Below are 26,323 nucleotides of genomic sequence, written 5' to 3'. Positions count from 1 at the left end.
GCGGAAATAAGAGGGGATAGCTGCCCCGCCCGCAACCTTTGTCTGAGTGGCCTACCGCTTGCCGGCCTGCCGCAGCGCACGCTCGCGCTCCATCGCGGCCACCTGCTTGGGCAGGTTGGCCTGGGTGCAGGCCTCCGCCAGCCGCCGCCGCTCCTGCCACGGCGCGACCACGTTCATCCAGAGCTCGCGCGTGCCCATGATGGAGATGGCGAGGCCGAACGGGATCACGAAATAGAGGATGCGGAACACCAGCAGCGTCGCCAGAAGCTCCTCGCGGCCGAATTCGGGGAGCGCCACCAGCATGGCGGCATCGAATACGCCGATCGAGCCCGGCGCATGGCTGGCAAAGCCGAGCAGCGTTGCCAGGATGAACACAACGGCGAGCGACATGAAGTCGATCGGTGGATTGGCCGGCATCAGCAGGTACATCGCCGTAGCGCAGAAGCCGAGATCGATCACGCCGATCAGGATCTGCACCAGCGTCAGGGGCGCCGAGGGCAGCACCACCTTCCAGCCCTTCTGGCCGAGCTCGCGCCGCTTCTCACCCATGCAGAGCCAGACCAGATAAGCGCCGATCGAGGCGAGGCCGCCGAGCGCGATCAACCGGTTGATCGACGACGGCAGCTGATCCATCGACGACGCCGCACCCGGATGGATGGCCATGCCGATCGAGAGCACGAAGATGTTACCGAGCCAGAAGGTCAGGCCCGACAGGAAGCAGATTTTGGCGACGTCGATCGCGTTCAGCCCGTAATCCGAATAGATCCGGAAGCGGATCGCTCCGCCGGTGAAGACGGTAGCGCCGATGTTGTGGCCGATCGAATAGGACGTGAAGCTGGAGAGCGCCGCGATGCGATAAGGCACGTGCTTCTTGCCGATCGTTCGCAGCGCGAAAAAGTCGTAGAAGGTCAGCGTGCAGAACGCAAAGAAGACGCAGATCGCCGCCAGCCCGATATTCCCGCGAGGAATCTCGGTCAACGCCGTCAAGATAACTCCGGTATCGATGCCCTTGAGGGTCCGCACCAGCGTGGTGATTGCGAAGGCAATGATGAAGACGCTCGCGGCAATGCCGAGCCGTCGCCAGCCAATCCATCTATTGAAGCCGCGTTTCAGCGCGGGCAGCAGTCCGTGCATTCATCCTCCCGGCGGGGGGCAAGACCGATCCGGCCAGGCATTGGCCAGTGCGGGTACGATGACGGCCAAAGGGCAGGCGTCGATCGCTTGGCATGATCCAGCTCATTTAAGGCAAAAACAGCGGCTTGTGCAGCCCTTGACAACAATAGGTTCTGCGTTGGACCAGCCACTTTTGTCATATGTGGTTCACATCCGACGCGCGTTAAGCATATGAGTCGTGACGTGCGGTTCGGAAAGCGCATTCGTGTTTAAGGAGGATGGTTTCAAATCCTGGCGCCGTCGGCATTGTTCCAGCGCAAGCGGCGGGTGTTTTGGAACGTCGGTGCCGCGTGCTCGTTAGGCCCCATCAGCAACCGGACATGGCGGAACAGGCGGCCTTTCTTGCAGGCCGATGCCCGTCGTGTTCCCGAACCGAGAGGACCGGAACGATGGGACTGTTCACAAAAGACATCAAAACCATGAACGACCTGTTCGTGCACCAGCTCCAGGATGTCTATTACGCCGAGCAGCAGCTCACCAAGGCGCTGCCGAAAATGGCCAGCAAGGCCACCGATCCGCAGCTGAAACAGGGCTTTTTGACGCACCTTGAAGAAACCAAGCAGCACGTGGCGCGTCTCGAGGAAGTGTTCAAGATGCACGGCGTCGCCGTGAAGGCGATCGACTGCCCGGCGATCGACGGCATCATCGAGGAAGCCGACGAGACGGCGGGCGAAGTTGCCGACAAGGCCGTGCTCGACGCGGCGCTGATCAATGCGGCCCAAGCCGCTGAGCATTACGAGATCGCCCGCTACGGCAGCCTGATCGCCTGGGCCAAGCAGCTCGGCCGCAATGATTGCGCGGCGGTGCTCGCCAAGACGCTTGAGGAGGAGAAGGCGACCGACAAGAAGCTGACGACGCTCGCCGAGAGCAAGGTGAATCTGCGCGCGGCAAGCTGAGGCAAGACGGAGCTAAGACGACGACGCCGCGCGATGGTCCGCGCGGCGTCTTATTTCCGGCGTCATCCCAGTGCGCCACTGCGCACAAGACGGGCGATGCACTTTATGGGTGGCGGCCGGGCACAGCCACATCCATCATTCGGCCATTGTCGAAACATGACGGCACGCCGGATGGGTATATTTCGCATGGGGCTGCAAGCGAGGTGGCAGCATGCGAGCAAACATTATCAAACACCGAACCTTAGACAACGCGAGTGCTGCGCCGCGGGCCCGCTCGCATCTTGCAACCTCCCTCACCCTTGCCGCCATGAGCCTCGGCTATGGCGTGGTGCAGCTCGACGTGACCATCGTCAACACCGCGCTCGATGCAATGGGCAGGGCGCTCGGCGGCGGGGTCGCCGAGCTGCAATGGGTGGTCAGCGCCTACACCATCGCGTTTGCCGCCTTCATCCTCACGGCCGGTGCGCTGGGTGACCGGATCGGCGCCAAGCGCGTCTTCATGGCGGGGTTCGCCATCTTCACCGCGGCCTCGCTCGCCTGTGCGCTGTCGCCCAATGCGGTCGTGCTGATCGCAGCACGGCTGGTTCAGGGCCTTGCGGCGGCGATCCTGGTGCCGAATTCTCTTGCCCTGCTCAATCATGCCTATGCGGACGACCGCGAGCGCGGCCGCGCCGTCGCGGTCTGGGCCGCCGGAGCAAGCCTTGCACTCACCGCCGGCCCCCTTGTCGGGGGCGCGTTGATCACGCTGGTCGGCTGGCGCGCGATCTTCCTGGTCAATCTGCCGATCGGGCTCGCGGGCCTGTGGCTGAGCTGGCGTTATGCCAGCGAGGCCACGCGGGCGCGCTCGCGCGAGATCGATCTGCCTGGCCAGCTGGCCGCGATCGGTGCGCTGGGCGCGCTTGCCGGAGCAATCATCGAAGGCGGGGCGCTCGGCTGGGACCATCCGGCCGTGATCGCAGCCTTTGTCGGAGCCATCATTCTCGCCGTGCTCTTTGTCTGGCGTGAGAGCCGGGCGGCGCAGCCGATGCTGCCGCTGTCATTGTTCGGCCAGCGGCTGTTCACGCTGACCTCGTTCGTGGGACTGCTGGTGAACATCGCGATCTACGGCCTGATCTTCGTGCTCAGCCTGTATTTCCAGAGGATCAACGGGCTGTCGGCATGGTGGACCGGGCTTGCCTTCGTGCCGATGATGGCGGCGGTTCTGCCGGTCAATCTGCTGGCGCCGCGCCTGGCCGAGCGCATCGGCCCGTGCCCGACCATCGTCCTCGGCGCCTGCATCTCGGCAATCGGCTGTCTCGGCCTGCTCTGGATCGAAGCCGGGACCAGCTATTGGGCGATCTGCGCGCAGACGATCGCGATCAGCGGCGGGCTCGGCCTACTGGTGCCGCCGCTGACGTCAACGCTGCTCGGCAGCGTCGAGAAGGCGCGTTCCGGCATCGCGGCCGGCGTCCTGAACGCGACGCGGCAGACCGGCAGTGTGCTCGGCGTTGCTCTGTTCGGTTCGCTGGTGGCGTCTGACCGTGCGTTCATGACCGGACTGCATCTGTCGCTGGTCATTTCGGCGGCGGTCTTGCTGATCGCCGCCGCCGTTATCGGCGTCGGCGCGCCGGCGCGAGGATGAACAATGCGAGCGAACGCACACATCTCCCATTCACCATTCCCGGAGCAGGTTTGGAGCCAGTTACCAATCTTCCATCTCTGTCGGCTCAAGTGCCGGTCGATAGGGGCCGGCGATGTATCAAGTTCTCTTCTGTCTCACCGACGAGCACGATTGGCGACTGGTCGCGCTTGGCGCTGCGGTGTGTCTGCTCGCCAGCGCGGCGGCAATCAGCCTGTTTCAACGCGCACGCGCGACGCAGGGGCCCGGGCGTCTGGTCTGGATCGCCCTGGATGCCGTCGTCAGCGGATGCGGTATCTGGGCGACGCATTTCATCGCGATGCTCGCCTACGGGCCGGGCGGTGCCGGCGCCTACAACATCCCGGTAACGCTCCTCTCTTTGATCCTTGCGATCTCCGTGACCTTCGTGGGGCTGAGCATCGCGGTATCGTCCTCGCGCCCGGTGTGGATCGCCCTCGGCGGCGCGATTGTCGGCTCTGGTGTCGCGGCGATGCACTACACCGGCATGGCGGCGCTGGAGATTCCGGCGCGCGTGGCCTGGATCGGAAGCACGGTTGCCGCCTCGGTGCTGTTCGGAATCGTCTTTGCGGGCTTCGCATTGTTCATCGCCGCGCGGCGCGACGACCTCTCCCATGCGCTCAGCGCGACTGCGCTGCTGACGCTTGCCATCGTCGCGCATCATTTCACCGCGATGGGCGCGGTGCTGCTGACGCCGGACCCGACCCGCGCGATCAGCGGGCTCTCCATCCCGCCGGCCTCGCTGTCCTTCCTCACCGCCAGCGCTGCGGTTGCGATCATCGCGATTGCGCTCGTGGCCGCGCTGCTCGATCGCCGCGCCAAGGGCGAACTGGGGCGCCAGCAGATCGTGCTGGACAGCGCACTCGAGAACATGTCGCAAGGACTGTGCATGTTCGACGCGAACGGCAAGATCATCCTGTTCAACGAGCGCTATGCCGCGATGCTCCGTCGCACCGACATCCTGCTCACGGGCCGCCTTTTGGTCGACGTACTTAGGGAAGAGCAGGCGAAGGGCCAGTGGCAGGGCGACGCGGATGAATTCTTCGCCCGCCTTGTCGCCGACGCGCGGGAGGGGCGCACCACGACCGACGTCGTCAACCGGTTCGGCCGCTCCATCCGGGTGGTCAACCAGCCGATGCAGGGCGGCGGCTGGGTCGCCACTTTCGAGGACATCACCGAATGGCTGGAGGCGCAGGCCAAGATCTCGCACATGGCGCGCCATGATGCGCTGACCAGCCTGCCGAACCGCGTGCTGTTCCACGAACAACTCGAGCATGGGCTGCGCCGGACCAATTCGGGTGACCAGCTCGCGGTGCTTTGTCTCGATCTCGATCACTTCAAGGACATCAACGACTCGCTCGGCCACCCCATCGGCGATGCGCTGCTAAAGGAAGTCGGCCGCAGGCTGAAGGCCACCGTCGGCGAGCACGACACCGTGGCGCGGCTCGGCGGCGACGAGTTTGCGGTGGTCCAGATCGGACGTTCCGAGGAAACCGCTGCGAGATCGCTTGCCGGGCGCTTGGTCGAGGTGATCTCGGCGCCTTACGAGATCGACGACCATCAGATCGTGATCGGCGTCTCGATCGGCATCTCGCTGTCGCCGCAGGATGGCAGCCATCCGGACGAGCTCCTGAAGAACGCAGACCTCGCGCTCTACCGCGCCAAGGCGGACGGCCGCGGCACCTATCGCTTCTTCGAGACCGGCATGGATGCGCGCGCGCAGGCGCGGCGCCTCCTGGAAATGGATCTGCGCGCGGCGCTGCAACGCGACGAGTTCATGGCGTATTATCAGCCGATCCGTGACGTCGCGAGCGGCCGCGTCGTCGCCTTCGAGGCGCTGCTGCGCTGGAACCACCCGCAGCGCGGGCTGATCGCGCCCATCAGCTTCATCCCGCTGGCCGAGGAGACCGGGCTCATCGTTCAGCTCGGCGAGTTCGTGCTGCGCTCCGCCTGCACCGACGCGGCGACCTGGCCCGACGATGTCGACGTCGCCGTCAACTTGTCGCCGGTGCAGTTCAAGAGCCCGAACCTGATCGCATCGGTGACCGAGGCGCTGGCCCTCTCGGGACTTGATGCGCGCCGCCTCGAGCTCGAGATCACCGAATCGGTGCTGCTCCAGAACAGCGAGGCGACGCTGACGACCCTGCACGAGCTACGCGCGATGGGCGTGCGGATCTCGCTCGACGATTTCGGCACCGGCTATTCGTCGCTGAGCTATTTGCGCAGCTTCCCGTTCGACAAGATCAAGATCGATCGCTCGTTCGTGTCGGAGCTGGCGACGCGCGAGGATTCCATGGCGATCATCCGCGCTGTGACCGGCCTCGGCCGCAGCCTCGGTATCGTTACCACGGCGGAAGGCGTCGAGAACGACGCGCAGCTCGAGCTGCTCCGGCGTGAAGGCTGTACCCAGGCACAAGGCTATCTGTTCAGCAAGCCGCGGCCTGCTTCCGATATCGCGATCATGCTGGACCGGCCGAGGCTACGCGCGTCGGCGTGATGGCCTAGCCGCGGCGCAACGCAAAATGCGCGCCGCAAAATGCCATCACAGCGCCGAGGCACAGCGCAGCGAGCCCGGCCAGGACACCCGAGACCGTTGGGATAGGGCTCGGTGCCGAGGCCGCCTGGCCCGCGCCCGCGAGCAGCAGCACGCCGACCGCGATCAGGAATTGGCGCATCCGTTGCGGGATCTGGCCGGAGACGGCGCTCTGCATCAATGATGCCGTGAAATAGCCGCCGGAAAAGCCGACGGTGGCGATCAGCCACCAGGCGATCGCCGCGCCGGCCGGGATGAACTCATGCGTGTCGGCGCGCCAGAGACCGCCGAGGTCGAGCCCGTAGCGCGCGCCCAGCATATGCACCGCGAGCGCGAGCAGCACGCCGGAGATCACGGCAGCGCCGAGAATCAGGCGGCGCGGAAAAAAGGTCGTCTCAGCCATGCCCCGCTTGTAGGATGGGCGAGGGCGTTCGCGCAAGCGGAGCGCTGACGGGATCGCGCGGACGGATCGATGTCGAGATGCAGGTTTCGGATGCTGACGCAGTCACGAGCTATGCCTATAAGGCCTCGCTGATCGGTTCGGCCCACCGTTTCGAGCTGACGGATGAGGGCCTGTCCTGGCACATCGCCGGGCGCTCCGCGCTGTGGCGCTATGACGAGATCAGCGCGATCCGGCTGTCGTTCCGCCCAGTGTCGATGCAGCAGCACCGCTTTCGCGCCGACGTCAGCCACGCCGATGGTGGGCGCATCGCGATCCTGTCGACGAGCTGGCAAACGGCTGCGCTGATGGCGCCGCAGGACAGCGGGTTTCGCCAGTTCATCGTCGCGCTGCATGCACGCATGGCCAAGGCCGGCAGCCGGGCGACGCTGAGCGCGGGCCTCGGCCGCATGACCTATGCGGCGGCGCTGGTCTTCCTTGCGGTGCTGACGGTGGCGATGGCGGTGCTGTTGATCCGCGCGCTGATGATCGGCGAGTTCGCCGGCGCGCTGTTCATTCTCGGCTTTGCCGCGCTGTTCGCCTGGCAGGTCGGCGGCTTCGTCCGGCGCAACCGGCCGCGGAGCTACAGCTTCGATCAACTACCCCGGTCCTTGCTGCCATAGATAGATCGCTACTCCGTCGAGTCAAAATCCTCTTCCTTGGTGCCGAGCAGCGAAACGATCGTGCGCAGGCCGGAATCGAGCTGCTCGGGCGAGGGCGGCGCGAGCGCGAGCCGCACCGCATTCGGTGCATGACCATGAGCAATCGCGAAGGTCGAGGACGGCGTCAGCGCGATGCCGCGCCGGGCTGCCGCGGCGACGAAGGTCTGCGAACGCCAATGCGGTGGCAGCGTCAGCCAAAGATGATAGGCGCGCGGATCGGCGGCGAGCTGGTAGCCGGCCAAGAGCCTCGCTGCGGTCTGCTGGCGGCGTGCGGCGTCGATGCGCTTCAGCCTTGTCAGCTCGGCGACGGTGCCGTCGGCCATCAGCCGCTGCCCGGACGCCAGCGCGTGGCCGGAGGCGATCCAGCCGCCGGTGCGGATCGCGCTCATCACGCTCTCGCGCAGATGCGGCGGCGCGACCAGGATGCCGAGCGCAAGGCCGGGCGCGACCTTCTTGGACAGGCTGTCGAGCACGATACAGCGGTCGGGCCCGAGCGCTGCGAGCGGCGTGTCGTCGGCGAGGAAGCCGTAGACGGCGTCCTCGATGATGGTGAGATCGAGCTTCTCGGCGATGCGCATGATATCGGCGCGCCGCGTTGCGTTCATGGTAACGCCGAGCGGGTTCTGGATGATGGGCTGGAGATACAGCGCCGACAGGTGGGCTTCGCGATTCGCTTTCTGGATGGCGTCGGGCCGCGCGCCGTGCTCGTCCATCGGGATCGGGACCAGCGTCACGCCGAGCCGCGCGGCGATGCTCTTCACGTAAGGATAAGTCAGCGCCTCGACACCGCAGCGGCCCCCGGTGGGGACGAGCGCTGCGAGCGCGGCCGCGAGTGACTGCTTGCCGTTGGCGGTAAAGAAAATCTGCTCGGCCTGCGGCGCGAAATCCTTGCGTGCGAGGTAGGCGGCGGCCGCAACGCGCGCGCTCTTGGTGCCGGTGCTGGTCGAGACGCGCAGCGCGGATTCGAGCGCGTCGACGCGCTCGAGCCCTGCAAGGCTCTTGGCGATCATCGCCCATTGCTGCGGCAGCAGCGGATAATTGACCTCGAAATTGATGCGCGCGTCCACGGGCTCCCTGATCGTCTCGACTTCGCGCCTGACATCGCCGGAGATGAAGGTACCGCGGCCGACCTCACCGACGACGAGCCCGCGACGGAGCAATTCGGTGTAAACCCGGCTCGCGGTCGAGACCGCGATGCCGCGGTCATAGGCAAAATTGCGCTGCGGCGGCAGCCGGTCGCCAGGCCTTAACGTGCCGTTAGTGATATCGGCCGCAATCGCATCGGCGAGCTTCACGTACTCGAACTTGGACATTATTGCACCGAGAGCAATGTTTTACTTGCTCCGATCAGTGTACTGAAGCATTTAAGTTCCATCAAGTTCCGCGAGCCGAGGAGAGCGAGAGCAATCCCACGGCAAATGAGGTGCAAGCGCTCGAAGCGTCTGCGCCAACGGCATCGGCTTCGCCGCGCGGGACAGCATGCCGGAGAAGAACAATGACCACGATCTCGCAAACTGCCGAGCGGAGTTTACGCCCCTCCTCATCACGCGGATTTTTCAGCACGCTCGTCGCCGCCACCTATGCGCTGTTCGACCGCCTCGAGCGCCGCTCCGCCGTCAAGACGCTGAACCAACTCGACGACCGCGCCCTGCGCGATATCGGCATCACGCGCAGCCAGATCGAGGACGCCGTCTACGGGCAGTTCAAGGCCGAGCTGACGCGGTATTTGTGAGACGATGACAATGGCGAAGGGTGGGTGACGGCGTTCGCCCTTCGCGTGTCCCGGACGCGCTGCGTCGCAAGGGCTCCTCGCGATGACGATCAAGAGGCGGCGGCCTGATTCTCCAGGTGAAGCCGTCATTCCCCGCCACCGGGTCTCGCCTTCGGCGAGCCCAATGACAGGCCACGGCGGGGAATCAGTACGCCGCGGCGTCTCTGTTCAATCACTGCCGTCTCGGCGTACCGGATCGCCCGGTCCCGGCTACGCTAAAGCTTCGCCGGGCTCTTCGGTGTTGGGCCGGCGAAGCGTTAGCGAAGACGGCAAGCCGGGCCATGACAGCGAGTGTGTGGTGGCAGACACACCTTCGCATCCTCGCGGCTTGTTCGCCCGAGCTTTGCTTCGGTGCCTTGCCCTCATAATTGAAAGAGGGCAGGGAAGACCGGGAGCCGGTTGGCTCCCATGGACCGCCATGCCAAGAGCAGGTTGCGTGTGCTTCATGCATAGCGGAAAATAGGGCAACCCGAGACATCCCGGCCTTCCCTGCGCGGACGGTTAGAACGGCTTATGTCGCGCTCTTGTGTCTGGGAAATCTGCCAGAATGTGCAAACGGGCGGTTCTCGCAAAACCGCCCGTTGCTGGATCTGAGCCCGGTCGCGCTCAAAGGCCGTGAGGTCGTCCTCGGGCCGGTCGGATTTGCGGTGTGGTCTCGACCAGGCGCCCCGTTCACGTCGATGCCGGATATCGAGACGTTGCATATGTGCGATGAGACCGCCGGTGAGCTGGGCGACGCGTGCTGCCGCTTGTTTGACGAAGAACATGACCGTCGTGGCGCGGCTCAGCATACCTACCAGGAACAGCACCGAGAAAATGTCGACTTAAGCGAGGAAGTCGCCGACCAGCATCAGCTCCGGCGGAATCGGGATTCTGTGATAGTAGGCCAGCACAATGATCGCGACGGGGATGGAGGCGATCAACTTCCGCACCGTCAGTCTGTCCAGCAGCGCGGCCAGCCGCACGACCAGCACCTCCCATAGTGCGTCGCCGACCGCAAGCGGGACCTCCTAGGTCCATCTCCGCCACCATTGCTTCACGACATTGCTCCGAGCTCAGTGCCTGACCACCAGCACCGAGCATTTGGCGTAGCGCACGACGTGCCCGGCGTTGGAGCCGAGGAAATAGGTGCGCATCGCCGGCCGGTGCGAGGTCATCACGATCAGGTCGGCTTTCATGTGCACCGCTTCCTCCAGGATCTCGTGGTAGATGCCGCCCTGGCGCACCACGCTGGAGATGCGGGAGGGTTCGATCCCGGACTCCCGCGCGACGATGGCGAGCGCTTCTTCCGAGGTCTGGCGCTGCTGCTCGTCGAAATCGGCCGGCACGTATTCGGCCAGCATCACCGGCGTCATCGGCAGCACGTTGAGCAGGCGTACAACGCCGCCCCAGGTTTGCGACAACGTCGCCGCGGTCGCGATCGCCGGCTTGGCAAGATCGGTGTCGGCGAGGTCGATGGGCACGAGGATGGACTTGAACATCTGCGCCTCCAATCTTTCGGTCAGCACGTCTTGGCGGTACGTCGCGCGATCATCCCGATCGAAGCAGCTTGGGGCTGACCAACAGCACCAGTTTGCCGCGGCGGTAGGCCACGTCACCCCAATCCTTGACGTCAAAGTCGAAGATCGCAAGCCCCGCGGTGGGCAGGTTGTCGCCGAGTGCCCTCGCGCCGGCCGGATCGCCGCCGCCCATCAGCATGAGCGCGACCTCGTGCATGCCGGGATTGTGGCCGACCAGCAGCAATTGCTTTGGGTCGGCCGGGGCGGTTGCGGTGCGAATGGCGTCCAGGATCTGCGCTGGATCGGCGGCATAGAGTTCCGGCAGGACCTCGACCTGCGGCGCAGCGACGCGGTCCTTCATTGCCTCCCAGGCGATGTCCCAGGTCTGCCGGGCCCGGACGGCATGCGACACCAGCACGGTCTCGGGGAAGGGCGGATGGGCGGCGATCCAGTCGCCCATCTGCGCAGCATCCTTGTGGCCGCGGTCGTCGAGCCGGCGATCCTGGTCACGGCCGCTCGGCGCGTCGGTCTCGGTCTTGGCGTGACGCAGCAGCATCAAACGGCGCATGGCATTCTCGAATCGTTACGCGTCCAGGATAATCAACAGGAGCGGGTTGAGGACAAGGTGACAAGCGCCCGATCGGTCCGTTAAGAAACGACATGAGCGAGACTTTCACAAGCGTGTCCCAGGAAGAAGCCGGCTTTCGCGAGCGGACGCGGCTGACGTTCGATCTCGATGCCGACATCTGCGTGATCGGGGCGGGGCTTGCCGGCCTCTCCATCGCGCTGGAGGCGGCCCGGCTCGGGGCCAGCGTCGCGGTGCTCGAGGGCCGCCATATCGGCTGGAACGCCTCCGGCAACCAGCTCGGCACCGTGATGCCGGGCTTTGCACTGTCGCTCGCGGATCTGATCGAGCGCGTCGGTCTCGAGGACGCGCGCGAATTGTGGACGCTGTCGAAGCAGGGCGCCGAGTTCGTCCGCGCCAACGCCACCGAAGAGAACATGCCGGGGATCGGCCTCCGCGAGGGCGCGCTGGAAGTGTCCAATGTCGATGACGGCGACCGGCTGATCAGCCGGCTGCAGATGCTGCACGAGGATTTCGACACCGAGGTCGAGGGCTGGCAGGTCGATCGCGTCCGCGCAGCGCTCAAGACCGATCGCTACTTCCACGGCATCCATTATCCCCGCGCGTTCCAGGTCGACGGCCGCGAATATGTGCACGGCCTTGCGGCATTGGCGCGGCGGGCAGGCGCCAGCATCTTCGAGGATACCCCGGTCGTCAGCATCGATCATTCCGGCATCCGCAAGCGCATCGTCACGCCCTCGGCGCGGCTGCGCGCGACTCATATCGTGCTCGCCGGCAACATCCATCTCGGCGCGCCCCTGCGGCGCCTGTCGGAGACGTTGCTTCCGGTCTGGCGCTATGCCGGCATCACCGCGCCGCTTGGCGAGCGCGTGCACGAGATCACCGCCTTCAAAGGATCGGTGATGGATGCTGGCGGCATCGACCATTTCCGTATCGTCGACGGCGACCGGCTGATGTGGGAGAGCCCGGTGACCACCTGGGCGGCGCGTCCGCAGCGTTTCGCCGGCGCGGTCAGGCGGCGGATCCGCACGATTTTTCCCCAGCTCGGCAATGTCGAGATCACCGATATGTTCGGCGGCGCCACCGGCCAGACGGTGCACGGCATGCCGCAGATCGGCCAACTGCGCAAAGGCCTGTGGGTGGCGAGCGGGTTCGGCCGCCAGGGCATGAACACCTCGGCCATGGCCGGACAGTTGATCGCGCGCAGCATCCTGCGGGGTGATGAACGCTGGCGCCTGTTTTCGCCCTTCGAGCTGGTCTGGGCGGGAGGGATGACCGGACGGGTCGCGGGCCAGTTGGTCGGGCTCTGGGGCAGGGCGAGTTCCGCGGCCGCCGGCTCGCTCGCCCGCTACCGCGAGCGGGCGCGGGTCAAGGACGGGAAACGCGAGGCGCGCCTCGCCGAAGCCAACCGGGCGGCTGGCACCGGTCCGCGCCGTCTGCCGCCCGGGGTCCGGCCACGGCCGGCACCGCCGCCACGAGCTGCGGCCCAGGCGTCGGAACCAGCCCCGCAGGAGGACAGCGTCTCGCAATAGACCCGAGAATAATTCTGCCCGGAAGTGTAACGTCGGCCGTCAGAAGCCCGTATCTCAGGGCGTGAACGCTCCCGCACGGAGAATGAGATGTTTGATCGCCGCATCCTGCTATCGACTGCCGCCGGGTTGTTCGGCCTTTCGGCCTTCCGCTGGCTGAGGGCATCGCCGGCCGAGGCTGGCGAGAAGGCCGCGGAAAAGTTCGAGATCGTGAAGACGGAGGCCGAATGGCGTGCCCAGCTCACGCCGCAGCAATATGAGATCCTGCGCAATCACGGCACCGAGCGGCCCGGCTCCAGCCCACTGCTCAAGGAGCATCGCAAGGGCATCTTCGCCTGCGCCGGCTGCGACCTGCCGTTGTTTAGCTCCGACACCAAGTTCGAGAGCGGCACCGGTTGGCCGAGCTTCTACCAGCCGATCGAGGGCAATGTCGGCAAGACCGAGGACCGTGCTTACGGCATGATCCGCACCGAAGTGCATTGCCGGCGCTGCGGCGGCCATCTCGGCCACGTCTTCGACGACGGTCCGAAGCCGACCGGACTGCGCTATTGCATCGATGGTTTCGGGCTGGTCTTCCATCCCGCGGCGGCGTCGGCGACGTGAAGTTTGATCCGGCAATTGTTGCCGGCCCGGCAATTGTGCCCCGGTCGTCCGACCGGGGCATGTTGATTTAAGTCGTTGATTTCCTGAAGATACCCGCATTGGCATAGCCTTTGCGACTGTCTCCTCCGACTGCGGCCAGGCTCGACCGGCCGCCGGGATCGGATTTGGAGACAAAGTTATGGGTATCTTCGATGCAATGAACACCTCGGTGGGTGGCCTGCAGGCGCAGTCGTTCGCGCTTCAGAACATTTCCGGCAACATCGCGAACTCATCGACCACCGGTTACAAGGGCATCGGCACCAGCTTCGTCGATCTCATTCCCGACTCGTCCGTGCCGAGCAAGCAGGTCGCAGGCGGCGTGACGGCCAACGCCAAGGCCACCATCACGACGCAGGGAACGATCTCGTCGTCCACCGTCGCCACCAACATGGCGATCACCGGCGACGGTTTCTTCTCGATCCAGAAGGCGACCGGCGTCGTCGACAACGTACCGGTGTTCAGCGGCGTCACCTACTACACCAGGCGTGGCGACTTCCAGCTCAATGCCAACGGCAATCTGGTCAATGGCGCCGGTTATTACCTGATGGGCGTCACGGTCGACCCGAAGACGGGCAATCCGCAGGGCAACGTGGCGACCGTCCTGCAATTCCAGAACAATTTCATTCCGGCGCAGGCGACCACCTCGATCCAGTACGCCGCGAACCTGCCGACGCAGCCGAACACGGTGGCGAGCACGACGGCGGCGACGGGCACGCTGCTGGCGGCTGGTGGACTGAACCCATCCGACTTCGCCGCCAACCCGTTGCCCGTCGGCACACCGCCGGCACCCTATGCCAACGCAAAAGTTTCCGGCGCGGCGGCGACCGGCAACGTCCGCTCGCCCTACTCGTCGACCACGGGCACGGGCACGGTTGCGCTTCAGAACAATTCGTCCGCCGTGGCTTCGACCACCACCTCCCTCGACAACACGGTAGGTACGCATCTCGCCTCTAGCATTCTCACCGCGCTGAGCGGCCAGACGCTGACCATTAACGGCAACACGGTCACCTTCAACGCCGGCACGACGGTCTCGACGGTCGGCAGCAACACCACGATCGGTCTCGGTGCGGGCACGACGGCTACGGTGGCGGACATCCTGAACGCGATCCAGACCGCCGGCGGCGCCGGTGTCACGGCGTCGCTCTCCGCCAGCGGCAACATCGTGATCTCCAGCGGTACCGGTACCGACGTGGCGGTGGGCAGCGGTACGGCAGCCACCGCGCTCGGCATCAGCAGCGTGACGCGCGGCGGAAACGTGCTGTCCTCGCCCGCGATCTCGGGCTCAACGGTGCTGAGCGGCACGGCGACCGCCGGCGGCGCGCAAGTGCTCTCGTCGGGTTTTTCCGCAGGCCCGCCCGCCGACACGATCACCGTCAACGGTCAGACGCTGACGTTCGTCGCCTCGGGTGCCTCGGGTCCGAACCAGATCAACATCACCGACAACATCACGACCCTGCTCGGCAAGATCGACGCACTCTCCGGCGGGTCGGGGTCGTCGGTGAGCAGCGGTGGCGTGATCACGCTGAATACCGGCACCGTCTCTAATCTCACAGTGTCGAGCTCGAACAGCGCGGCCTTTGCCGCGCTCGGCTTCACCTCGACCATCACCAAGAATCGCGACGGCGGCGGCACCGCCGGCACCGGCGGTGTGATCGGCAACGACATCGCCACCTTCACCAAGGAATCGATCAGCGGCGGTGCCGTGACCGCCTACAACGCCGCCGGCACGCCGGTGAATCTGCAATTGCGCTGGGCCAAGACGGACAGCGCTTCGCTGGGCGCGGGCCATTCCGATACCTGGAACCTGTTCTACCAGACCGACCCGAATGCGACCGGCACGACGGTCGGCTGGGTCAATACCGGCCAGGCCTTCACTTTTGCCTCGGACGGCTCGCTGACCTCGCCGAGCGGCTCGGGCATCACCATCAACAATGTCAGCGTGAGCGGCCAGTCGCTCGGCTCCGTCGCCTTCAACATCTCCTCGGGCGGGCTAACGCAATATGCCAGCACGAGCGGCGCGGTGACCATCAACACCATCACCCAGAACGGCTATTCCGCCGGTCAGCTCCGCTCGGTTGCCGTCAACAACAATGGCATCGTGGTCGGAACCTTCTCGAATGGCCAGAACCTCAACCTCGCTCAGGTCCAGCTGTCGCATTTCAACGGCACAAACTATCTGAAGGCGCTCGACGGCGGCGCTTATGCCGCGACTGAACAGTCGGGAGACGCCATCGATGGCGCTTCGGGCACCATCAGCGGCTCGTCGCTGGAGGGATCCAACACCGACATCGCCGACGAATTCACCAAGCTGATCGTGACCCAGCAGGCCTATTCGGCCAACACCAAGGTGATCACGACCGCGAATTCGATGGTGCAGGACCTCTTGAACGTGTTGCGCTGATCGGCGCGTAACGTAACCAAAGGCGGCTAGTAACATGGGTTTGAGTTCGGCCCTCGCCAGTGCGATGAGCGGTCTGCGTGCCAACCAGGCCGCGCTCTCGATCGTCTCCTCGAACGTCGCAAATTCGCAGACGCCGGGTTACGTCGTCCAGACGCCGAACCAGATCGAGGTAACCACTGGCGACTTCGGCTCGACGGCGATGACCACCGGTGTCAGCCGCGAGCTCGACAGCTACGTGCTGAACCAGCTACGGACCGAGACCGGTGGCAGCGGCTACGCCGACCAGATGGCCAACATCCTGAAGCAGCTTCAGAATGTCTATGGCACGCCCGGCAATTCCGGCACGCTCGAAACTGCGCTGAACAATTTCACCACGGCGCTGCAGGCGCTGTCGACAAGCTCGGGCGCGTCGTCGGCGCAGACCGTGGCCCTCGGCGCGGCCCAGGCGCTGGCACAGCAGCTCAATGTCACGACCAAAGGCATCCAGTCGCTGCGCTCCAACGTCGAGCAGGATCTCGGCACTTCGGCGCAAGCCGCCAACGCGGCAATGCAGCAGATCGCCGAGATCAACACCAGGCTCCAGGGCCTGTCGGCCAACGATCCCTCCGCCGCGACGCTGATGGATCAGCGCGACCAGGCCATCAACACGCTGTCGAAATATGTCGACGTCCGCGTCACGACGGACGGCTCGAACCAGGCCAACATCTACACCACGACCGGGATTCAGCTCGTCGGCGCCGGGCTCGCCTCGGAATTCTCCTTTGCGTCCGCGGGCGCGCTGTCGGCGACCTCGCTCTACAACATCGATCCGGCCAAGTCCGGCGTCGGCGCGTTCAACATCAAGCTGCCGAACGGCTCGCAGGTCGACGTCGTCGCCAACAACGTGGTGTCTTCCGGCCAGATCGCGGCTGACCTGAAGCTGCGCGACCAGACGTTGGTGCAGGCGCAGAACCAGATCGACCAGCTCGCCGCCACGATGTCGAGCGCGCTGTCCGACAAGACCACGGCCGGCAGCACGGTCTCCGGTCCGCCGGCCGGATTCGATCTCGACCTCGCCGGTGCGGCGCCGGGCAACACCGTCAACATCACCTACACGGACACGACCACCAACACGCAGCGCCAGATCACGCTGGTCAACGTGACCGATCCGGCCGCGTTGCCGTTGCAGAACGCGACGAATGCCAACCCGATGCGGATCGGCATCAACTTCGCCGGCGGCATGGGCGCGATCGCCTCTGCGCTCAACACCGCGCTATCAGGCACGCATCTGTCGTTCGCCGCCGCCCCGTCGCCGGCGACGGCCACGACGCTGCGGGTAGCCGACGACAACACCGGCCTTGCCAAGGTCAATTCGGCCTCGACCACCAAGACGATCTCGTCGCTGACCTCGGGCAACCCGCAACTGCCGCTGTTCACCGACGGCGGCCAGGCGCTCTACACCGGCGCGATCACCGCGTCGGGTTCGCAGATGACCGGCCTTGCCGGACGCATCGCCGTGAACACGCAGCTGGTTTCCGATCCGACCCGGCTGTCGGTCTACAACACCTCGCCGGTGACGCCCGCGGGCGACACCACGCGTTCGGACTATCTCTATTCCCAGCTCACCAATGCCGTGTTCTCCTATTCGCCGCAGAGCGGGCTCGGCTCGGCGAGCCAGCCCTTCACCGGCAGCGTTTCGAACTACCTCCAGCAGTTCCTGAGCGTGCAGGCCAATGCCGCGACCCAGGCGACCCAGCTCCAGCAGGGCCAGAGCGTCGTGGTCTCGACGCTCCAGGCCAAGTTCAACTCGACCTCCAGCGTCAACCTGGACTCGGAGATGTCGAACCTGATCCAGCTTCAGAATGCCTATGCCGCCAACGCCCACGTCATGTCGGTGGTGCAGAGCATGATGAACACGTTGCTCCAGGCTCAAGGGTAACAAGTAACAGGGCTCTGAAACATGTCGATCAGCAGCATCAACTACTCGTCGTCGGTTCTGGGCTCGCAGATCCGCAACATCAATCAGCAGCTCACCGATCTGTCGACGCAGCTTTCGACCGGCAAGCTGTCGCAGAACTATTCCGGCATGGGCACCAACGAGGGTTTTGCGATCGCCGGGCGCGCGCAGCTCTCCAACATCGCCGCCTATACCGACACGATCACCAACGTCAATGTCAGCATCAACCTCGCCAATACCGCCCTGCAGTCGCTGACGAAGATCCGCAGCACGGTGCAGACGGGCTCGGCCTCTACCGCGCAGGATCTCAACGTCAACGGCCAGACGGTCGCGCAGAACACCGCGGCCGCCCAGTTCGGCTCGATGGTCGGCGTTCTCAACACGCAGACCGGCAGCCGCTATCTGTTCTCCGGAACGGCCGTCAACACCCAATCGGTCGCCGATGCCGGCGACATCATCAACGGCACCACGACGCAGGCGGGGTTCAAGACCGTCATGGCGGAGCGCCAAGCCGCCGACCTCGGCGCCAACGGCATGGGCCGTCTGGTGCAGACGCAGCCGACGCTGAGCTCGGTGCAAGTCGCGGAAGACGCCGCCGGGTCACCGTTCGGGCTCAAGATCAAGTCGGTCTCCTCGACGTTGACCGGTGCGACCGTCACCGGCCCGAGCGGCTCGCCGGTGTCGTTCTCGGTCGATCTCAACGGCGTCAACCCGAACAACGGCGACAAGCTGAGCGTCCAGTTCACGCTGCCGGACGGCACGATCGAGCAGATCGACCTGACCGCCTCGACGGCGACGCCGACCCCGCTCGGCAGCTTCGCGATCGATGCGAGCGTCCCCGTCAACCCGAACAACACGGCCGCGAACCTCAACACGGCGCTGAACACCGCGATCACCAAGCTCGCCAACACCTCGCTGGTGGCGGCATCCGCGGTCGTCGCCGGCGACAACTTCTTCAACAGCGCGAGCTCTGCAATCGGCGCGCCCGTCAACAACCAGGCGACGCCGCCGGCCCCTGTCTCCGGCGCGACGGCACTGTCCGGCGCGAGCCCCTCGGACTCGATCTCGCCGGGCTTCGTCGCCGGCGACACCATCACCATCAACGGCACCACGCTGACCTTCGTCGCTTCCGGCGCGTCCGGCAACCAGCTCAACGTCACCGATAGCATCCAGACCCTCTTGAGCAGGATTGACCAGATCACGGGGACATCGAAGCCCTCGACCGTCCATGGCGGCTCGATCACGATCAACACGGACGATGCGGCGAGCCTCAGCATCACGAGCTCGAATACGGGCGCGCTGAGTTCGCTCGGTTTCAGTTCGACGCCCGTGACCGCCACGCAACCGCCACTGCGCGTCGGCTCGTCGCCGGCGAGTTCGGCAACCACGCTGGTGAACGGCTCGGCCAATACAGTGAAATGGTACTTGGGCAATGACGGGCCGGGTTCGCCGCGCTCGACCGCGATGGCGCGGGTCGACGATGCCGTGACGGTGCAATATGGCGCCCAGGCGAATGAGGATGCGATCCGCCGGCAATTGCAGGCGATCGCGGTGTTCGGGACCTTCTCGACCTCGCCGACCGGCCAATATTCGGGCGGGCAGGTTTCCGCGCTGAGCCTGCGGGTGACGCAGGCGCTGACCCAGCAGCCCGGGCAGCAGCGCATCGAGGACATCCAGACCGACATCGCGATGGCCCAGAACACGATGAAGGATGCGTCCACGCGCCAGACCCAGGCCAAGGCGCAGCTCCAGACCATCATCGACCAAGCGGAATCGGCCTCGCCGGACCAGGTCGCGAGCGAGATCCTGGCGCTGCAGAATGCGCTCCAGGCGTCCTACCAGGTGACCTCGAGCCTGGCGCAGCTCTCGCTCGTCAAGTTCCTGTAAGGACGCGTTAAGGCGCCGTTAACCATGCCTCTTTACCTCTTGGTGAGGACTGGAGCGGGGCGGAGCTGGGGATGCCGGACAAGATACAACTGGTGGTGGCGACACCATGCTTCGGCGGGCAGGTGTCGAGCATCTATGCGAGCTCGATCTTCGCGCTCCAGCGCGCCGTGCACGGCATGTCCAATCTCGAGCTCAAGGTGCACTTGCGCGACGGCGACGCGCTGATCACGCGCGCGCGGGCCAATCTGGTCGCACTGTTCCTGGACGATCCCAAGGTGACGCATTTCCTGTTCATCGATGCCGACATCGGCTTCAAGCCGGAGCAGGTGTTCCGGCTGATCGAATGCGGCGCCGACGTCGTCGCCGGCTGCTATCCGATCAAGCGGGTCAACTGGGACAAGGCGAAGCGTGCGATTGAGGCCGGCCGCGCTGACGTGCCGGCGGCCGCGCTCGATTACGTGCTGGAGATCGAGGATCCCGAGCGCATCGTGGTCGTCAACGGCTTCACCCGCGTGCGCTATGCCGGCACCGGCTTCCTGATGATCCGGCGCCACGTGCTGGAAGCGATGTGCCGCCACCCCGACTACGCCAACTTGCAATTCTTCCGCGAGCATTCGCAGGATACGCTGGCGGCGAGCCGCAACCGGTTCGCGCTGTTCGAATGCATGATCGATCCAGCGACCGGAACGTATCTTTCCGAGGACTTCGCCTTCTGCAAGCGCTGGACCGACATCGGCGGCGAGATCTGGGCCGACATCCAGAGTTCGCTCGATCACGTCGGACCGTCGGTGTTCCACGGCGATATCGCCTCGCAATTCGCGCCGGCGCCCGCAGCGGCGGCGGCCGATGCGGCGTGAGCCTTTCGGGATGAGCGCCGGCGCGTACGCCGACCGCATCGGCTTTGCGCAGCTGACGCGCCAGGCTTTCGAAGGCGTCGATTTGCAGCCGTTGCGCGACCAGCTCGTGGCCCGGATCAGAGAGGGGACGGCACAGGCGGGCGAAGGCCTGGATCTGTCGCTGATCGTCCAGCTCCTTGGCGACAAGGAGGCGGGGCTTGCGATCCAGTCGGAGGTGCTGACCTTCCATCAGTTATTTCGTACGCCCAGCGCTGCCCCGAAGCCGGGCTTGCGCGTACTCGCGCTTGCAGCCGACATCGACATGGGCGGCAACACGCCGATCGACTTCCTACTCGAAGGGTCCGACATCGAGCTGTTGACCCTCTACGTGGTCAAGGGCGTCGGTCTGCCGGAGAACTTGCCCGAGCACGACGTCTCCATCGTGGTTGCGTCCGACTCCGAGGAATGCCGGGACGCGCTCGCGCTGATCGAGAAGGCCGCGCCACACTGGCCGCGGCCGCTGCTCAATCGCCCCGATCTCATCGGCAACCTCGATCGCGACAAGCTGTACCGGCTGCTGACGGGTGTGCCCGGCCTTGACATTCCGGCGACCGTCCACGCCACGCGCGCGCAATTGTCGGAGCTCGCGCTGGGGCGGATCGCCTGCGATTCCATCGCGGAAGAATTGCACTTTCCGATGATCGCGCGACCGCGCGGCTCGCATGCCGGCGTCGGGCTCGCGAAGGTCGCTGATGCGGCAGCGCTCTCGGCCTATCTTGCCGAACGGAAGGATGAGGACTTCTTCGTCGCACGCTTCGTCGACTATGTCAGTCCCGACGGGCTCTATCGCAAATATCGCCTCGCCATGGTCGACGGCAAGCCTTACGCTTGCCACATGGCGATCGCCGATCGCTGGGACATCTGGTATCTCAACGCCTACATGGCATTCAGCGAGGAGAAGCGGGCCGAGGAGGCCGTCTTCATGCTCGGCTTCGACCACACCTTCGCGGTGCGCCACAGGAGCGCGCTCGAGGAGATGAGCAGACGCGTCGGGCTCGACTATTTCATCGTCGATTGCGCCGAGAACCAGGACCGTGAGCTCCTGGTCTTCGAAGCCGACAACACCGCTGTCGTGCACAACATGGATTCCCCGGTCGTGTTTCCGTACAAGCCGCCGCAGATGCGCAAGATATTTGCGGCGTTCACGGCGATGCTGTCGCGGCATGCGCGCGCGGGCAAGGAGAGCGCAGCATGAATGAGATCATCCGCAACACGCCCGGCTCGGTCACCCACACCTCGCTCGATCCGCAGGACTGGAGCGAGTTTCGCGCGCTGGCCCATCGCATGCTGGACGAGGCGATCGACGGCATCGCCAACATCCGGGCGCGTCCAGTCTGGCAGCCGATCCCCGACGAGGTCCGCGCGGCGTTCAAGGCCGACGTGCCGCGCCAGGCGAGCCGCCTCGCCGATGTCTATCGCGAGTTTGTCGAGCATGTCGAGCCCTATGCGACCGGCAACGTCCATCCGGGCTTCATGGGCTGGGTCCATGGCGGCGGCACAGCGGTCGGCATGCTCGCGGAGATGCTCGCAGCCGGCCTCAATGCCAATCTTGGCGGACGCGACCACATGCCGATCGAGGTCGAGCGCCAGATCATTGCGTGGATGCGCCGCCTGTTCGCGTTTCCGGACGAGGCGAGCGGCATCTTCGTCACGGGCACGTCGATGGCCAATCTGATGGCCGTGCTAGTGGCACGTACGAACGCGCTCGGCGCGCTGGCACGCCAGCACGGTATCGGCAATGATGGCGCGCTGCTCACGGCCTATACGTCGCACGCCGCACATGGCTGCATCTCGCGGGCGATGGATATTGCCGGGCTCGGCACGGACGCGCTACGCAAGATCGGTGTCGATGCCGATCATCGCATCGATGTTGCCGCGCTGCGCGCGCAGATCGCTGTTGATCGCGAGGTGGGATTCAAGCCGTTCCTGGTGGTCGCATCGGCCGGCACGGTCGACGTCGGCGCGATCGACGATCTCAAGGCCGTCGCGGAGCTGTGCCGCGAGGAAGGGATCTGGTTTCACGTCGACGGCGCTTTCGGAGCGCTCGCGATCATGTCGCCCGAGCTCGCACCGCTGCTTGGCGGCATCGAGCTCGCGGATTCCATTGCGCTCGACTTCCACAAATGGGGACAAGTGCCTTATGACGCCGGCTTCCTGCTGGTGCGCGACGGCGAGCAGCATCGGCAGGCGTTTGCGCAGCCCGCGGCCTATCTGCGCCGGGAGGCGAGGGGACTTGCGGCGGGTGCGGTCTGGCCTTGCGATCTCGGACCTGATCTGTCGCGCGGCTTCCGTGCGCTGAAGACCTGGTTCACTCTGAAGACGTTCGGCACCGATCGGCTCGGTGCGGCGATCGCGCGAAGCTGCGCGCTTGCAAAATATCTGGAGGCGCGCATTCTGGCCGAGCCGCGGCTGGAATTGCTGGCGCCGGTCAATCTCAACATCGTCTGCTTCCGCTATCGCGCCGATGATGCGGTCAATCGCGAGATCGTCGCCGACATCCAGGAGTCGGGCGTCGCGGCACCGTCGAGCACCACGCTGGACGGCAGGTTTGCGATCCGTGCCGCGATCGTCAATCACCGCACCGACGAGAGGGACATCGACGCGCTGGTCGCGGCCGTGCTGGAGTTCGGTGGACGCCGGAGCGGCGACGGAGTGGTTGAGGTCGAGGCGCCGCCGCTCGCGGCGCTCTAGCAGCGATGCATGCCTGAGACGACAACGGCCCCGGAGGTGATCCGGGGCCGTTGTCGTTCGCGCGGCTTGATCGTTCGCGCGGCGTGCAGCGCGAACGCGTGTGGTCACGCGGCGGTGCTGACGTTGTCCTTGTCCGCTTCGGCCTTCGGATGCGTGGCTTCGAACTGATCCCGCAGCTTCTCCTCATAAGCGATCAGCTTGCGAGCGTCTTTCAGCGCCCGGTAGAGGTCGCCGTTGAGGATGTTGTTGTTGATGCCTTCGATGATCGGCCAGGCGCTCGGCACCGCGGTGACGATGTCGCGCACCAGATTGAAATAGGTGCCGTGCTGGGTCTGCGGATCCGGCGAGATGTACATGAGCTGGACCGCCAGATAGACCAGCTTGGCGGGCGTGTTTGCCGTCTCCGGCGTGAGGATGTCGCGCTCGCGCAGGATCGGCACGTTGTCGCCGTCGATCAGGAGGCGGGCGCGCTGGTCGGTGTTGGTAATCACGCAGTTACCGACGATGATGCGTTCGTGCGGTCTGAGCTCGACCTTGAGGGCCATGCCTGTTCTCCATCAACGCTTTTGTAACCGAGCGTTCGTTGCGGCTCATCAGGGCGTGATTCTCGCCCGGAATTAGTTAACGAGCTGTAAATCGCCGGCGTATGCGCGGGAAAGTGCAACATTATCAATGTTGTATCTGTTGTGGCGGTGCGGCGATGTGCGCAACTTCCACGCCCGAATCACGCACGGCCCGGCAAAAGCACGGATTTCATTTCATGTTTCGTTAGAGGTCTCGGCGCCACGGTCCGCCGGTCGCTGGGTCGATCTCGATCCAAGCTGACGCGTAACAGTAGCGTCGTTTACCAGAAAGGTAACAGTGTCATGTCCGGTATCGTCCTCTCCGCATCGGTTCGTCAGAACCTGCTCTCTCTCCAGTCCACCGCCGATCTTCTCGCCACCACCCAGAACCGTCTGTCGACCGGCAAGAGCGTCAACTCGGCTCTGGACAATCCCACCAACTTCTTCACGGCACAGTCGCTCGACAACCGCGCCAGCGACATCAACAATCTGCTCGACGGCATCGCCAACGGCGTGCAGGTGCTGCAGGCTGCCAACACCGGCATCACCTCGCTGCAGAAGCTGATCGACAGCGCCAAGTCGATCGCCAACCAGGCGCTTCAGACCACCGTCGGCTATTCCACCAAGTCCAACGTCTCCACCACGATCGCCGGTGCGACAGCTTCGGATCTGCGTGGCACGACCAGCTACACCAGCGCGGATGCGCTGAGCAACGTGCTCTACAGCGGTGCGGCCGGCGGTGTAACCGCTGCTGCGTCCGGTACCAAGCTCGGTGGCGTTCAGGGCACGAATACGGGAACCGTCATCAACGCTGCGACCACTGGTGCGAGCCTGCTGAACGGCACAGCGACCGCTGGCGACGCCAACGCCGGCGTTGCCGCGGGCGACACGTTCACCGTCAACGGCAAGACCATCACCTTTGCCGCCGGCGACGTGCCCACGACCGCCCCGACCGGTCAGACCCGGGTCGCTGCCACCGGTATCACGACCGGTAACGTCTACACGGACAACACCAGCGGTAACGTGACGATCTATCTCGGTTCGGGCACGAAGGCTGCGGTAGGCGACGTCCTGACTGCCATCGACCTCGCCAGCGGGGTGCAGAGCAACGTTGCCGGGACCCTGACGGTCAACAGCGGCCAGACGATCTCGTCCGTCAGCGGCGGCGGTGCGCTCGTCCTGAAGAGCACGATCGGTTCTGACCTCAGCGTAACGGGCAAGGCCGACATCCTCAACAAGCTCGGCCTGACCAGCGCGACCGGCGCCGGCAGCGTCACTGCGACGGCGGCCCGTACCACGAGCTCGGCGACCCTGTCGTCGTTCATCTCGTCGGGTTCGACCCTGAACGTCGATGGCCATGTCATCACCTTCAAGGACGGTCCGACGCCGACGGCGGCTTCGCTGGCCTCCACCCAGGGCGTGTCGGGTAACGTCGTCACCGATGGCAACGGCAACTCGACGGTCTACCTGCAGAGCTCGACGATCGCCGACGTGCTGAAGGCGATCGACTTCGCCACGGGCGTGCAGACCTTCACGCTCAACGGCAGCGGCGGCGGTACGCTTGCGACCGCCTCGGGTCAGACGGCTTCGTCGATCAACGCCTCCGGCCAGCTCAAGCTGTCCACCGGCGTCAATGCCGACCTGTCGATCACCGGCACCGGCAACGCGCTGTCCGCGCTCGGTCTTGCCGGCAACACCGGTACGTCCTCGGCGTTCACCGCGGCCCGCACCTCCGGCACCGGCGGCATCAACGGCAAGACCTTGACCTTCAGCTCCTTCAACGGCGGTACGGCGGTCAACGTCACCTTCGGCGACGGCACCAACGGAACGGTCAAGACCCTCGATCAACTCAACACCGCGCTTCAGGCCAACAACCTGGCCGCGACGATCGATGCCAACGGTCAACTCACTATCACGGCATCCAACGACTACGCGTCGTCGACGATTGGTTCAGCGACGGCTGGCGGCGCGATCGGCGGTACGATCACCGGCACGCTGACGTTCACGACCGCCTCCCCACCGGTCCAGGACGTGGTGGCTCAGTCGGCTCGCGCAAATCTGGTGTCGCAGTACAACAACATCCTGAACCAGATCGACACCACCTCCGTCGACTCCTCTTTCAACGGCGTCAACCTCTTGAATGGCGACCAGCTCAAGCTGGTGTTCGACGAAACCGGCAAGTCGAGCCTGAACATCACCGGCGTGACCTACAACTCGAAGGGTTTGGGTCTCGCCGCGCTGACAGTCGGTGTCGACTTCATCGACAACGCTGCCACCAACCGGGTGCTGACCAATCTGAATGCCGCGTCCAGCACGCTGCGCTCGGAGGCCTCGGCGCTCGGCTCAAACCTGTCGGTGGTGCAGATCCGTCAGGACTTCAACAAGAACCTGATCAACGTGCTGCAGACCGGCTCGTCCAACCTGACGCTGGCCGACACTAACGTCGAGGCAGCGAACAGCCAGGCACTGTCGACCCGGCAGTCGATCGCGGTCTCCGCGCTGTCGCTGGCCAACACCTCGCAGCAGAGCGTGCTCCAGCTGCTCCGCTAATAAGCGACTGAACTAACTGGATAAAATCGAGCG

At 65.1% G+C, this 26,323-nt stretch carries 22 protein-coding genes; 14 read left to right on the top strand and 8 right to left on the bottom strand.

Annotation, left to right across the window (positions count from 1 at the left end; translation table 11 throughout):
- Positions 1-51: 51 nt before the first annotated feature.
- Positions 52-1,134 (bottom strand): YbhN family protein, encoded by a 1,083-nt coding sequence (locus IVA91_RS05935; protein ID WP_247421917.1) that lies wholly within the window; start codon positions 1,132-1,134, stop codon positions 52-54.
- Positions 1,135-1,562: 428 nt separating this feature from the next.
- Between IVA91_RS05935 and IVA91_RS05930 the strand changes: the two genes are divergently transcribed.
- The 3 genes from IVA91_RS05930 (at position 1,563) to IVA91_RS05920 (ending at position 6,202) form a co-directional block, all read left to right on the top strand.
- Positions 1,563-2,069 carry a ferritin-like domain-containing protein gene (locus tag IVA91_RS05930; RefSeq protein WP_247278692.1) on the top strand — a complete coding sequence of 169 codons (507 nt, stop codon included), beginning with the start codon at positions 1,563-1,565 and terminating at the stop codon, positions 2,067-2,069.
- A gap of 211 nt (positions 2,070-2,280) precedes the next feature.
- Positions 2,281-3,690 carry an MFS transporter gene (locus tag IVA91_RS05925; RefSeq protein ID WP_247458434.1) on the top strand — a complete coding sequence of 470 codons (1,410 nt, stop codon included), beginning with the start codon at positions 2,281-2,283 and terminating at the stop codon, positions 3,688-3,690.
- Positions 3,691-3,802: 112 nt separating this feature from the next.
- Entirely contained in the window at positions 3,803-6,202 is a 2,400-nt protein-coding gene (locus tag IVA91_RS05920) for an EAL domain-containing protein (protein ID WP_247458433.1), read from the top strand.
- A 4-nt stretch (positions 6,203-6,206) separates the two neighbouring features.
- On the opposite strand, the gene IVA91_RS05915 is transcribed toward IVA91_RS05920, so the two are convergent.
- Positions 6,207-6,641 (bottom strand): hypothetical protein, encoded by a 435-nt coding sequence (locus tag IVA91_RS05915; RefSeq protein ID WP_247458432.1) that lies wholly within the window; start codon positions 6,639-6,641, stop codon positions 6,207-6,209.
- Positions 6,642-6,718: 77 nt separating this feature from the next.
- Between IVA91_RS05915 and IVA91_RS05910 the strand changes: the two genes are divergently transcribed.
- Complete coding sequence (locus IVA91_RS05910) at positions 6,719-7,300, top strand: hypothetical protein (protein ID WP_247458431.1); 582 nt, start codon at positions 6,719-6,721, stop codon at positions 7,298-7,300.
- Between the two features lie 8 nt (positions 7,301-7,308).
- On the opposite strand, the gene IVA91_RS05905 is transcribed toward IVA91_RS05910, so the two are convergent.
- Positions 7,309-8,652, bottom strand: a complete 1,344-nt coding sequence (locus tag IVA91_RS05905) for a PLP-dependent aminotransferase family protein (protein WP_247458430.1) — start codon at positions 8,650-8,652, stop codon at positions 7,309-7,311.
- A gap of 182 nt (positions 8,653-8,834) precedes the next feature.
- Here IVA91_RS05905 and IVA91_RS05900 point away from each other — a divergent pair, with 182 nt between their 5' ends.
- Positions 8,835-9,071 carry a DUF1127 domain-containing protein gene (locus IVA91_RS05900; protein ID WP_247300137.1) on the top strand — a complete coding sequence of 79 codons (237 nt, stop codon included), beginning with the start codon at positions 8,835-8,837 and terminating at the stop codon, positions 9,069-9,071.
- Between the two features lie 482 nt (positions 9,072-9,553).
- On the opposite strand, the gene IVA91_RS05895 is transcribed toward IVA91_RS05900, so the two are convergent.
- The 4 genes from IVA91_RS05895 to IVA91_RS05880 all read right to left on the bottom strand — a co-directional run bounded on the left by IVA91_RS05895 (position 9,554) and on the right by IVA91_RS05880 (position 11,177).
- The gene (locus IVA91_RS05895) at positions 9,554-9,919 is read right to left on the bottom strand and encodes a hypothetical protein (protein ID WP_247458429.1); all 366 of its coding nucleotides are present in this window, start codon (positions 9,917-9,919) and stop codon (positions 9,554-9,556) included.
- A 15-nt stretch (positions 9,920-9,934) separates the two neighbouring features.
- On the bottom strand, positions 9,935-10,075 hold the full coding sequence (locus IVA91_RS05890; protein WP_247458428.1) for a hypothetical protein: 141 nt from the start codon (positions 10,073-10,075) through the stop codon (positions 9,935-9,937).
- A 90-nt stretch (positions 10,076-10,165) separates the two neighbouring features.
- Positions 10,166-10,591, bottom strand: a complete 426-nt coding sequence (locus IVA91_RS05885) for a universal stress protein (protein WP_247278684.1) — start codon at positions 10,589-10,591, stop codon at positions 10,166-10,168.
- Between the two features lie 49 nt (positions 10,592-10,640).
- On the bottom strand, positions 10,641-11,177 hold the full coding sequence (locus tag IVA91_RS05880) for a histidine phosphatase family protein (protein WP_247458427.1): 537 nt from the start codon (positions 11,175-11,177) through the stop codon (positions 10,641-10,643).
- 92 nt (positions 11,178-11,269) lie between these two features.
- Between IVA91_RS05880 and IVA91_RS05875 the strand changes: the two genes are divergently transcribed.
- The 8 genes from IVA91_RS05875 to IVA91_RS05840 all read left to right on the top strand — a co-directional run bounded on the left by IVA91_RS05875 (position 11,270) and on the right by IVA91_RS05840 (position 23,177).
- Positions 11,270-12,727: an FAD-binding oxidoreductase gene (locus IVA91_RS05875; protein ID WP_247421893.1), complete on the top strand. Its 1,458-nt coding sequence runs from the start codon at positions 11,270-11,272 to the stop codon at positions 12,725-12,727.
- An 87-nt stretch (positions 12,728-12,814) separates the two neighbouring features.
- On the top strand, positions 12,815-13,327 hold the full coding sequence (msrB, locus tag IVA91_RS05870; RefSeq protein ID WP_247421890.1) for a peptide-methionine (R)-S-oxide reductase MsrB: 513 nt from the start codon (positions 12,815-12,817) through the stop codon (positions 13,325-13,327).
- Positions 13,328-13,505: 178 nt separating this feature from the next.
- Positions 13,506-15,767: a flagellar hook-basal body complex protein gene (locus IVA91_RS05865; protein ID WP_247278680.1), complete on the top strand. Its 2,262-nt coding sequence runs from the start codon at positions 13,506-13,508 to the stop codon at positions 15,765-15,767.
- A gap of 34 nt (positions 15,768-15,801) precedes the next feature.
- Positions 15,802-17,685, top strand: a complete 1,884-nt coding sequence (flgK, locus tag IVA91_RS05860; RefSeq protein ID WP_247458426.1) for a flagellar hook-associated protein FlgK — start codon at positions 15,802-15,804, stop codon at positions 17,683-17,685.
- Between the two features lie 21 nt (positions 17,686-17,706).
- Positions 17,707-19,590 carry a flagellar protein gene (locus IVA91_RS05855; RefSeq protein ID WP_247421884.1) on the top strand — a complete coding sequence of 628 codons (1,884 nt, stop codon included), beginning with the start codon at positions 17,707-17,709 and terminating at the stop codon, positions 19,588-19,590.
- Positions 19,591-19,661: 71 nt separating this feature from the next.
- Positions 19,662-20,447 carry a hypothetical protein gene (locus IVA91_RS05850; protein ID WP_247421882.1) on the top strand — a complete coding sequence of 262 codons (786 nt, stop codon included), beginning with the start codon at positions 19,662-19,664 and terminating at the stop codon, positions 20,445-20,447.
- 10 nt (positions 20,448-20,457) lie between these two features.
- Positions 20,458-21,681, top strand: coding sequence for a hypothetical protein (locus tag IVA91_RS05845; protein WP_247421879.1), 1,224 nt, complete (start codon positions 20,458-20,460; stop codon positions 21,679-21,681).
- Positions 21,678-23,177 carry an aspartate aminotransferase family protein gene (locus IVA91_RS05840; RefSeq protein ID WP_247458425.1) on the top strand — a complete coding sequence of 500 codons (1,500 nt, stop codon included), beginning with the start codon at positions 21,678-21,680 and terminating at the stop codon, positions 23,175-23,177. The genes IVA91_RS05845 and IVA91_RS05840 overlap by 4 nt, the downstream gene beginning before the upstream one ends.
- Before the next feature lie 104 nt (positions 23,178-23,281).
- On the opposite strand, the gene flbT is transcribed toward IVA91_RS05840, so the two are convergent.
- A complete protein-coding gene (gene flbT, locus IVA91_RS05835) occupies positions 23,282-23,722 on the bottom strand; it encodes a flagellar biosynthesis repressor FlbT (RefSeq protein WP_247421873.1) in 441 nt (146 codons plus the stop codon).
- 321 nt (positions 23,723-24,043) lie between these two features.
- On the opposite strand from flbT, the gene IVA91_RS05830 reads away from it, so the two are divergent.
- A complete protein-coding gene (locus tag IVA91_RS05830) occupies positions 24,044-26,290 on the top strand; it encodes a DUF1522 domain-containing protein (protein WP_247458424.1) in 2,247 nt (748 codons plus the stop codon).
- Positions 26,291-26,323: the final 33 nt, after the last annotated feature.

This window comes from Bradyrhizobium sp. 153 (assembly GCF_023073835.1).
Taxonomy (GTDB): Bacteria; Pseudomonadota; Alphaproteobacteria; order Rhizobiales; family Xanthobacteraceae; genus Bradyrhizobium.
Note: the sequence above shows the minus strand (reverse complement) of the source record. Positions and strands in the feature narration are given on the sequence as shown.

Bases quoted from the DNA above. Each gene is read 5' to 3' on its own strand.
- IVA91_RS05845 (WP_247421879.1), top strand. From the start codon at position 20,458: ATGAGCGCCGGCGCGTACGCCGACCGCATCGGCTTTGCGCAGCTGACG.
- IVA91_RS05830 (WP_247458424.1), top strand. From the start codon at position 24,044: ATGTCCGGTATCGTCCTCTCCGCATCGGTTCGTCAGAACCTGCTCTCT.
- flbT (WP_247421873.1), bottom strand. From the start codon at position 23,722: ATGGCCCTCAAGGTCGAGCTCAGACCGCACGAACGCATCATCGTCGGT.
- IVA91_RS05875 (WP_247421893.1), top strand. From the start codon at position 11,270: ATGAGCGAGACTTTCACAAGCGTGTCCCAGGAAGAAGCCGGCTTTCGC.
- IVA91_RS05900 (WP_247300137.1), top strand. From the start codon at position 8,835: ATGACCACGATCTCGCAAACTGCCGAGCGGAGTTTACGCCCCTCCTCA.
- IVA91_RS05935 (WP_247421917.1), bottom strand. From the start codon at position 1,134: ATGCACGGACTGCTGCCCGCGCTGAAACGCGGCTTCAATAGATGGATT.
- msrB (WP_247421890.1), top strand. From the start codon at position 12,815: ATGTTTGATCGCCGCATCCTGCTATCGACTGCCGCCGGGTTGTTCGGC.
- IVA91_RS05930 (WP_247278692.1), top strand. From the start codon at position 1,563: ATGGGACTGTTCACAAAAGACATCAAAACCATGAACGACCTGTTCGTG.
- IVA91_RS05865 (WP_247278680.1), top strand. From the start codon at position 13,506: ATGGGTATCTTCGATGCAATGAACACCTCGGTGGGTGGCCTGCAGGCG.
- IVA91_RS05910 (WP_247458431.1), top strand. From the start codon at position 6,719: ATGCAGGTTTCGGATGCTGACGCAGTCACGAGCTATGCCTATAAGGCC.
- IVA91_RS05850 (WP_247421882.1), top strand. From the start codon at position 19,662: ATGCCGGACAAGATACAACTGGTGGTGGCGACACCATGCTTCGGCGGG.
- IVA91_RS05915 (WP_247458432.1), bottom strand. From the start codon at position 6,641: ATGGCTGAGACGACCTTTTTTCCGCGCCGCCTGATTCTCGGCGCTGCC.
- IVA91_RS05885 (WP_247278684.1), bottom strand. From the start codon at position 10,591: ATGTTCAAGTCCATCCTCGTGCCCATCGACCTCGCCGACACCGATCTT.
- IVA91_RS05840 (WP_247458425.1), top strand. From the start codon at position 21,678: ATGAATGAGATCATCCGCAACACGCCCGGCTCGGTCACCCACACCTCG.
- IVA91_RS05880 (WP_247458427.1), bottom strand. From the start codon at position 11,177: ATGCGCCGTTTGATGCTGCTGCGTCACGCCAAGACCGAGACCGACGCG.
- IVA91_RS05905 (WP_247458430.1), bottom strand. From the start codon at position 8,652: ATGTCCAAGTTCGAGTACGTGAAGCTCGCCGATGCGATTGCGGCCGAT.
- flgK (WP_247458426.1), top strand. From the start codon at position 15,802: ATGGGTTTGAGTTCGGCCCTCGCCAGTGCGATGAGCGGTCTGCGTGCC.
- IVA91_RS05855 (WP_247421884.1), top strand. From the start codon at position 17,707: ATGTCGATCAGCAGCATCAACTACTCGTCGTCGGTTCTGGGCTCGCAG.
- IVA91_RS05925 (WP_247458434.1), top strand. From the start codon at position 2,281: ATGCGAGCAAACATTATCAAACACCGAACCTTAGACAACGCGAGTGCT.
- IVA91_RS05920 (WP_247458433.1), top strand. From the start codon at position 3,803: ATGTATCAAGTTCTCTTCTGTCTCACCGACGAGCACGATTGGCGACTG.